This is a genomic window from Streptomyces djakartensis, from assembly GCF_014651075.1.
In the GTDB taxonomy this organism is placed as follows: domain Bacteria; phylum Actinomycetota; class Actinomycetes; order Streptomycetales; family Streptomycetaceae; genus Streptomyces; species Streptomyces djakartensis.
Map to the genome: position 1 here is coordinate 450,090 of NZ_BMWE01000003.1, position 9,043 is coordinate 459,132.

Here is a 9,043-nt window from a genome sequence, read left to right on the forward strand (position 1 = left end):
CCTGCCCGCGACGCCCTCCGCGTGATCGGCTACAGTCCGCCGCGTGTCCGAAACTCAAGCCTCCACTGCCAACTCAGCGCCGGGCTCCCACTGTTCGAGCTGCGGCGCGCCGTACGGAGAGGGCGTCTCCGGCTGGCCCCGCACCTGCCCGGCGTGCGCCGCCGTGGCCTACCGCAATCCACTCCCGGTCGCGGTGGCCCTCCAGCCCGTCTACGACACCAGGGGCACCGCCCTGGTCGTCATCACCCGAACCGTGGCTCCCGCGCGCGGAGGCACGGCACTGCCCGGCGGCTACATCGACGACCGGGAGGACTGGCGGCAGGCCGTCGTGCGCGAACTGAAGGAGGAGACAGGCATCGACGCGGCCGCCCGGGAGGTGCGCCTCGTCGACGCGATGAGCGCGCCCGACGGGCACCTGCTGCTGTTCGGTCTTCTGCCCGAACGCCCGGTCGAAAGCCTGCCGCCCTCCGCCACCACGGACGAGACGACGGGCTGGCACCTTCTGCGCAGGGCGGAAGAGCTCGCGTTCCCCCTGCACACACTGGCCGTACGGGCCTGGTTCGAGGGGCGGTACATCTGAGCTCAGCCCTCTGCGGCCCCGCGGACGCGCACGGGGTGGGACGGCGCGGCCCCGCCGTCCTCACCCTCTCGGTCGACGACCACCCGCGAGCCCGTCCACCGAGCGGTGTAGCGCTCGATCTCCGGCTCCTCCCCGGCCTCGTCCCCGTCCGGCGGCACGACCAGCCCGCCCCCGGCCCGGCCCGGGGCGGGCGCCCACACCTCCAGTTCGAGCCTGTCGTCCTGACCCCGTACCGGGATCACCGCACCCGCGCGCGCGAACACCGGGACCCGTGACAGGGGCGCGTCGACGAGCACCTGCGCCGGCCCCTCGTAAGCCCGCTCCGTCACCGTGTCATACCAGCGCCCCCGCGGCAGTTGCACCGCGCGCCGGTCCGCGCCCGGGCCCAGCACCGGCGCCACCAGCAGGCTGTCACCCAGCAGGAAGGCGTCCTCGCAGTCCCGCAGTGCCCGCTCCTCCGGCGCCGACCACCACAGGGGCCGCACGTAAGGCGCTCCGGTACGCCGCGCCAGATGTGCCAGCGTCATGAAGTACGGCAGCAGCCGACGGCGCTCGACCAGCGCCGCCCGCGCGTGCTCAAGCACCTCGGGACCGAACTCCCACGGCTCCCTGCGCCCCGCCCGCAGACTCGCGTGCGTCCGGAACAGCGGCAGATAGGCGCCCAGCTGGAACCACCGCAGATACAGCTCGGGTGACGGCTCCCCGTCGAAGCCCCCGATGTCCGGCCCCGAGTACGGAACGCCGCACAGCCCCAGCCCCATCACCAGCGCCAGGGACGCGCGCAGCCCGGACCAGCCGGTGGCCACGTCCCCGGACCACGCCCCTCCGTAGCGCTGCATGCCGGCCCACCCGGACCGGGAGAACAGGAACGGCCGCTCCCCGGGGGCGAGCTTCCGCAGCCCTTCGAAGCCGGCCCGGGCCATGCACAGGGCGTACACGTTGTGCGCCTCACGATGGTCACCGCCCCGCCCCTCCAGACCGTGCCGCGCCGAACGCGGCAGCGTGGACTCCCCGAAGGCGGTGAACGACGTCGGCTCGTTCATGTCGTGCCAGAAGCCCGAGAACCCCTGGGCGAGCCGCTCCTCGTAGAGGCCGCCCCACCACTCACGCACACGCGCCTGCGTATAGTCCGGGAACACCGCCTCCCCGGGCCACACGACACCCTCCACGACCTCACCGGCCGCGTCCCGCACGAACGCGTCCACGGCCGCACCGCCGTCGTACACGGCGTTGCCCGGCAGCGCCTTGACGGCCGGATCGACGATGGACACCAGCCGGACGCCGTCCCTGCGGAGTTCCTCGGCCAGCACGGGCAGCTTCGGGAAGCGGTCCTGGTCGACCGTGAACACCTGGTGCCCGTCCAGGTGGTCGATGTCCAGGTGCACGGCGTCGAGTGGCAGTCCGTGCTCCAGGTAGCCCGTGACGACCCGCCGCACCTCCTGCTCGCTGCCGAACCCCCACCGGGCGTGATGATGACCGAGCGCCCACGAGGGTGGCAGCGCGGGAGCCCCGGTGAGGGACGCCCAGGCGAGCAGCACGCGAGCCGGGGTGCCCACCATGACCCAGCAGCGCAGCGGACCGCCCTCCATGCGCAGCTCGCTCGTCCCGGCGCGGTCATGGCCGGAGCCCGCGCCCTCCTCACCCTCCCGGAGCCTCACCGTGCCGTCCCACGAGCTGTCGTGGAACGCCAGATGCGTACCGCCGTCGGCCACCACGAACTGCACCGGCATCGTGATGTACAACGGGTCGTCGCCCGGTGCGAACGGGCGGCCCGGGTCGGTGTTCCACAGCCGGTACGTCCCGTCCGGCAACCGAGGACCCGACGCCCGCCCGCCGAGCCCGAAGAACCGCGCGTCGGCAGCCACCTCCGAGCGCTGCATCCACCGCGCCGGGCCGCCGGCGACCGGCTCCCACCAGCGCGGCGGCAGATCACGCCGCAGGGTCACACCACCGGGTGTCCGCACCTCCACCGCGCCGTGCCGCGAGACCACGACCGTCACCCGCTCGGCCACCACTCGCCAGCCACCGTCGGTGTCCGGCTCCAGCACCGCCCGCGGGTCCGGCTCCGGGCACCCGGCCAGCGCGTACGACGGCTCCGGCTCGGCCCCGTCCCAGCCCCAGAAGACGGCCCCGTTCACCGCGACCAGAATCCGCAGCTCCGACCGGGCGAACCGGACGACACCGCCCCCGGGCCCCGGCACCACGTCCTCCACGTGCCCTGGCACCCGAGCCCGCTCCGCCCCCCTGGGCGGCAGCCCGGTGGCATCGGCCCGCCGCCTGCGCCACGCTGCTCGTACGGTGCGCACACCCTGCGCCGCCCCCACCGAACCCACCGCCTTCACCGAACGCACCAGGCCACGACCGTTCATGCTGCTCACCCTGCCACTGACCGCCCGGCGCGTGGGTGTCGTTCAACTGCCGTTCACCCGTGCCAGGGCCACATCTTCACGACACGGACTATGTGGGGCGCACCCTGGTGCCGAAGTCGATCACATGGCATTGTCCGTGCCAGCCGCGCCACGCGCACACCCCAGCCCGTGCGCGCAGGACGCACACGACGCGCACAGTCCGGGAGCCGACCATGTCGACCGTTAGTCCCCAGCCGCTCTGGCAGCCCGACCCCGAGCGCATCGCCCGGGCACGGATCACCCGCTTCCAGGCCTGGGCCGCCGAACAGCACGGCGCCCCCGCCGAGGGCGGCTACGCGGCACTCCATCGCTGGTCCGTCGACGAGCTGGACACCTTCTGGAAAGCCCTCACGGAGTGGTTCGACGTCCGTTTCTCCACCCCCTACACGCAGGTGCTCGGCGACCGGACGATGCCGGGCGCCCGGTGGTTCCCCGGAGCGACCCTCAACTACGCCGAACACGCCCTGCGCGCAGCCGGCACCCGCGCGGACCGACCGGCCCTCCTGCACGTCGACGAGACACACGAACCCCGCCCCGTCACCTGGGCCGAACTGCGCCGCCAGGTCGGCTCCCTGGCCGCCGAACTGCGCACCCTCGGCGTCCGTCCCGGAGACCGCGTGAGCGGTTACCTCCCCAACATCCCGCAGGCCGTGATCGCCCTCCTCGCCACGGCCGCCGTCGGCGGCGTCTGGTCCTCCTGCGCGCCCGACTTCGGCGCCCGCAGCGTCCTCGACCGGTTCCAGCAGATCGAACCCGTCGTACTGTTCGCGGTCGACGGCTACCGCTACGGCGGCAAGGAGCACGATCGCCGCGACATCGTCGCCGAACTGCGCCGCGACCTGCCCACCCTGCGCGCCGTGGTCCACATCCCCCTCCTGGGCACCGAACCGCCCGAGGGCACACTGGAATGGTCGGCCCTCACCTCCGCCGACACGGCCCCCGTCTTCGAGCAGGTGCCCTTCGACCACCCCCTGTGGGTGCTCTACTCCTCCGGCACCACCGGCCTGCCCAAAGCCATCGTCCAGTCCCAGGGCGGCATCCTGCTCGAGCACCTCAAGCAGCTCGGCCTGCACTGCGACCTGGGCCCCGAGGACCGCTTCTTCTGGTACACCTCGACCGGCTGGATGATGTGGAACTTCCTCGTCTCCGGCCTGCTCACCGGCACCACGACCGTCCTCTACGACGGCAGTCCCGGCTACCCGGACACCGGCGCACAGTGGCGCGTCGCCGAACGTACCGGGGCCACCCTCTACGGCACCTCGGCCGCCTACGTCATGGCCTGCCGCAAGGCGGGCGTGCACCCGTCCCGCGACTTCGACCTCTCCTCGGTCCAGTGCGTCGCCACCACCGGCTCACCCCTGCCGCCCGACGGCTTCCGCTGGCTCCACGACGAGGTCCGCGACGACCTCTGGATCGCCTCCGTCAGCGGCGGCACGGACGTGTGCTCCTGCTTCGCCGGCGCCGTACCCACCCTCCCGGTCCACGTCGGCGAGCTCCAGGCCCCCTGCCTCGGCACCGACCTGCAGTCCTGGGACCCCAGCGGCAAACCCCTGGTCGACGAGGTCGGCGAACTCGTGGTCACCAATCCCATGCCGTCCATGCCCGTCCACTTCTGGAACGACCCCGACGGCAGCCGCTACCACGACAGCTACTTCGACACGTACCCCGGAGTCTGGCGGCACGGCGACTGGATCACCGTCACATCCCGCGGGTCCGTCGTCATCCACGGCCGCTCCGACTCCACGCTCAACCGCCAGGGCGTCCGCATGGGATCCGCCGACATCTACGAGGCCGTCGAGCGCCTCCCCGAAATCCGGGAGTCCCTGGTCATCGGCATCGAAGAGCCCGACGGCGGCTACTGGATGCCCCTCTTCGTGCACCTGGCCCCCGGAGCCGCCCTCGACGAGGCCCTGCTCGACCGCATCAAGCAGACCATCCGCGAGCAGCTGTCACCCCGCCACGTCCCCGACGAGATCATCGAAGTACCCGGCATCCCGCACACCCTCACCGGCAAGCGCATCGAGGTACCGGTCAAACGCCTCCTCCAGGGCACCCCGCTGGACAAGGCGGTCAACCCCGGCTCCATCGACAACCTCGACCTGCTCACCTTCTACCAGGACCTGGCCCGCAACCGCACCCGACGTGCCTGACCGACACCCTCGGCTACTTCTCGTCATCGTGACCGTGACCGCAGGTCCCAGCACTGAGCTGTCGCGACCTGCGGTTCTCCCTCGCCCACCAGTACGTGCATCAGCTGGCGCACCCCGTTGTCAGTGCCCCCGATTACGGTGAGTGAGCATTGATCGTTCGCGCACAGGGGGAAGAACAATGGCGCACACCGACAGCCGGACCATGCGACGCGTACTGCACCGCGAGATCGCCGGCACCATCGGCCTGCTGACCGACGAGCACGACTTCCGGGCCATGCGGCGCTACCGCAGCTTCACCTTCGACGACCACACGGCCTACCTCAAACACGTGGAAGGCCTCCTCAGGACACGCGCCCTGCAAGGGAGCCACACCACGATCGCCCTCTTCGACCCCGAGGAGTACGCCGAGTTCTGCGCGCGCAAGGACCTGGATCCCGACAGCCCCACCAGCCGCACACACTTCACGGCGCAACTCGCGGTCACCGGCCCCACGCTCCCCTACGACGGCCGGCCGCTGAGCGATCTCCTCCCGGCCCTCGTGGACGAAGCCGTCCGGCAGGCCACGTGGGAGTACGCGACCACACTCCTCGCCCGTCTGGGCGCCTGCGCCTCCTGCGGCGAGGACATCGGCCGCGCCGCCTTCGACCGGGCCGCCGACCTCCTCGTCCGCATCCTCGACACCGCCCCGCCCGGCGACCGGCACCTCGTGTGCAGCGTCACCGGACCGCCCGAAACCCTCCTCGCCGCTCTCCACGCCACCGACACCGGAGACGCCCTGGAACTGGACGAGGCCGAAGCCCTCGAATTCACCACGGTCCTGGCCCTCGGGCTGACCACGGAAAGCCCCGGCGGCCTCGTCATCCGCACCAGCGCCCCAGGCACCCCGGACCGCATCTACGGCTGGCGCGTGCGTGCTTTCGGACTCGAACCCCTCACCGCGGGCGAGGTCTTCGACGCCTACTGCACCGATATCGAATCCGGGGAACCCATCTCACCGGAGTCCAACGTCGACTACTGCGAACCACCGGACCTCGGAGGAGAGCGGCCCGCCCAGGGGCACCACCACTGAGACGCGTCAGGGGCGCGCCACCACGGTGGAGCGCCCCTGACGACCGGATGTCAGCCGTTCATACCGGGCCTACTCGCCCGCCAGCACCGCCTGCGCCGCCGCGCGCGCGTCCTCGGCACTGTCCGACGCCCGCGCCGCCGCAGCAGCACGCTCGCACTGCGCCAGCGTGTACTTCGCCAGCGTGGCCCGGACATAGGGGATCGACGCCGCGCCCATCGAGAGGGAGGTGACGCCCAGACCAGCGAGCACACACGCGAGCAACGGGTCGGACGCGGCCTCACCGCACACCCCGCAGCTCTTGCCCTCGGCCTTCGCCGCCTCGGCGGACAGCGCGACCAGGTCGAGCAGCGCGGGCTGCCACGGATCCTGCAGACGGGACACCGCACCCACCTGACGGTCGGCGGCGAAGGTGTACTGGGCGAGGTCGTTGGTCCCCAGCGACAGGAACTCGACCTCCTGAAGGACCGAGCGTGCCCGCAGCGCGGCGGACGGAATCTCGACCATGGCGCCGAACTTCGCGCGCAGCCCAGCCTCACGGCACGCGTCCGCGAACGCCCGGGCGTCCGTACGGTCCGCCACCATCGGGGCCATGACCTCGAGGTACACCGGCAGCCCTTCCGCGGCCTTCGCGAGCGCCGTCAGCTGGGTGCGCAGAACCTCCGGGTGATCGAGCAGCGTCCGCAGCCCCCGCACACCCAGCGCCGGGTTCGGCTCATCACCCGGCGTGAGGAAGTCGAGCGGCTTGTCAGCGCCGGCGTCCAGCACCCGCACCACGACCCGCCCCTCCGGGAACGCCTCGAGCACCTGCCGGTAGGCCGCGACCTGCTTCTCCTCGGACGGCGCCTGCTTGCTGTCGTCGAGGAAGAGGAACTCGGTGCGGAAAAGACCGACGCCCTCGGCACCGGCCTCGACGGCGGCGGTCACATCCGCAGGACCACCGATGTTCGCGAGCAGCGGTACCTTGTGACCGTCCGCGGTGGCGCCGGGCCCGGTCGATGCGGCCAGCGCCGCCTTTCGCGCGGCGGCCGCCGCCTGGAGTTCGGCCTTCTTGTCCTCGCTCGGGTTCACGAAGATCTCACCCGTGCTGCCGTCGACGGCGATCATGGTGCCCTCGCCGAGCTCACCGGCACCCGGCAGCGCCACCACGGCAGGCACACCGAGCGCCCGTGCCAGGATCGCGCTGTGGCTGGTCGGGCCGCCCTCCTCGGTCACGAAGCCGAGCACCAGAGTGGGGTCCAGCAGGGCGGTGTCGGCGGGTGCCAGGTCGCGGGCGACAAGGACGTAGGGCTCGTCACTGTCGGGGACGCCCGGCATCGGCACCCCCAGCAGACGGGCGACGATGCGGTTGCGCACGTCGTCGAGGTCGGCCACACGACCGGCCAGATACTCACCCGCCCCCGCCAGCAGCTCGCGGTACGCGGCGAAAGCGTCGTACACCCCGCGCTCGGCCGTGCTGCCGACGGCGATCCGCCGCTCCACATCGGCCATCAGCTCGGGGTCCTGGGCCATCATGGCCTGCGCCTCGAGCACCGCCTGCGCCTCGCCCCCCGCCAGATTGCCGCGCGCCGTCAGGTCGGCGGCCACAGCCTCCACGGCCTTGCGGGCGCGCCCCTGTTCACGCTCCGTCTCCTCAGCCGGTATCTGCTTCGCGGGCGGCTCCAGCACCGCCGTTCCCATATGCCGAACCTCGCCGATGGCCACACCGTGGCTCACGCCGACGCCTCGCAGCGTTGTCTCCATCTCACCCGTCTCCGTAGTGCGGCGACTCCCGTCGCCTGTTGTTCTGCATTACTCGCCGCCTCACGGCGGCACCGACGTCACTTCCAGAGGAAGAGACTGTCACCGGCCTTCACATCGCCGTTGTCGCGAAGATCGGAGAGAGCTTCGGCCGTGGCTTCGAGTGCCACGACCGGGCACACCGCGGACTTGCCGGCGGCCTCGACTGCGGCCGGGTCCCAGCGGACGACGCCCTGACCGCGCCTCACGGTGTCACCCTTGTTCACGAGCAGTTCGAAACCCTCGCCGTTGAGCTGAACGGTGTCGATACCGAGGTGGGTGAGCACGCCGTGCCCCTGGTCGTCGACGACGACGAAGGCGTGCGGGTGCAGGGAGACAATGACGCCGTCCACGGGAGAGACGACCTCGGAGGGCTCGCGTACGGGGTCGATCGCTGTACCCGGGCCGACCATGGCCCCGGAGAAGACCGGATCCGGCACGGCGGCCAGTCCGATGGCGCGTCCTGCGAGTGGGGACGTCACGGTGGTCATGGGAAGCCTCCCAGGGGTGGAGATCGTAGGGGCCGTCCCGGTCGGTACCAGGCGGCACACTGTTCAGCAGGGTATGTCACGTGAAGTGCCGGTTCCGCGTGAGCACTCCGAAGTGGTCTAGACCATACCGCAGAGTGATTTGCACCCAATCCGCGGCCGCGTGTACAGTCGTACTCCTGCCTGGGGGTGAGCGACACAAGCTCGTGCCCTCATCCGGCAGCACCCAACTTGTCAGAGCCTATCTCGGACTCACCTTCTGCATGCCCGCAGGATGGTGGTCAGAGAGCCGGAAAAACACTGATAGAGTTTGGAACACCGAAGGGAAGCGCCCGGAGGAAAGCCCGAGAGGGTGAGTACAAAGGAAGCGGCCGTTCCTTGAGAACTCAACAGCGTGCCAAAAGTCAACGCCAGATATGTTGATACCCCGTCTCCGGCCATCACAGCCGAGGCGAGGTTCCTTTGAAATAACACAGCGAGGACGCTGTGAACGGTCGGATTATTCCTCCGACTGTTCCGCTCCCGTGAAAAGCATTCACGGAGAGTTTGATCCTGGCTCAGGACGAACGCTG

The 9,043-nt window shown here is 71.0% G+C and carries 6 protein-coding genes; 3 read left to right on the forward strand and 3 right to left on the reverse strand.

Annotated elements, in window-relative coordinates:
• Positions 1-43: 43 nt before the first annotated feature.
• A complete protein-coding gene (locus IE212_RS07885; protein WP_190196976.1) occupies positions 44-580 on the forward strand; it encodes an NUDIX domain-containing protein in 537 nt (178 codons plus the stop codon).
• Between the two features lie 2 nt (positions 581-582).
• Here IE212_RS07885 and IE212_RS07890 read toward each other — a convergent pair whose 3' ends face one another.
• Positions 583-2,949 carry a glycoside hydrolase family 31 protein gene (locus IE212_RS07890; protein WP_190196977.1) on the reverse strand — a complete coding sequence of 789 codons (2,367 nt, stop codon included), beginning with the start codon at positions 2,947-2,949 and terminating at the stop codon, positions 583-585.
• A 212-nt stretch (positions 2,950-3,161) separates the two neighbouring features.
• On the opposite strand from IE212_RS07890, the gene IE212_RS07895 reads away from it, so the two are divergent.
• Positions 3,162-5,138, forward strand: a complete 1,977-nt coding sequence (locus IE212_RS07895) for an acetoacetate--CoA ligase (RefSeq protein WP_190196978.1) — start codon at positions 3,162-3,164, stop codon at positions 5,136-5,138.
• A 178-nt stretch (positions 5,139-5,316) separates the two neighbouring features.
• Positions 5,317-6,207, forward strand: coding sequence for a DUF8829 domain-containing protein (locus IE212_RS07900; RefSeq protein ID WP_190196979.1), 891 nt, complete (start codon positions 5,317-5,319; stop codon positions 6,205-6,207).
• 69 nt (positions 6,208-6,276) lie between these two features.
• Here the strand turns inward: IE212_RS07900 and ptsP are convergent, their stop codons facing one another.
• Together ptsP and IE212_RS07910 are read right to left on the reverse strand one after the other, a co-directional pair.
• Positions 6,277-7,947 (reverse strand): phosphoenolpyruvate--protein phosphotransferase, encoded by a 1,671-nt coding sequence (ptsP, locus tag IE212_RS07905; protein ID WP_190196980.1) that lies wholly within the window; start codon positions 7,945-7,947, stop codon positions 6,277-6,279.
• 77 nt (positions 7,948-8,024) lie between these two features.
• Entirely contained in the window at positions 8,025-8,474 is a 450-nt protein-coding gene (locus IE212_RS07910; protein ID WP_190196981.1) for a PTS sugar transporter subunit IIA, read from the reverse strand.
• Positions 8,475-9,043: the final 569 nt, after the last annotated feature.

Coding starts and splice junctions, on each gene's coding strand:
- IE212_RS07900 (WP_190196979.1), top strand. CDS start 5,317: ATGGCGCACACCGACAGCCGGACCATGCGACGCGTACTGCACCGCGAG.
- IE212_RS07910 (WP_190196981.1), bottom strand. CDS start 8,474: ATGACCACCGTGACGTCCCCACTCGCAGGACGCGCCATCGGACTGGCC.
- IE212_RS07895 (WP_190196978.1), top strand. CDS start 3,162: ATGTCGACCGTTAGTCCCCAGCCGCTCTGGCAGCCCGACCCCGAGCGC.
- IE212_RS07890 (WP_190196977.1), bottom strand. CDS start 2,949: ATGAACGGTCGTGGCCTGGTGCGTTCGGTGAAGGCGGTGGGTTCGGTG.
- ptsP (WP_190196980.1), bottom strand. CDS start 7,947: ATGGAGACAACGCTGCGAGGCGTCGGCGTGAGCCACGGTGTGGCCATC.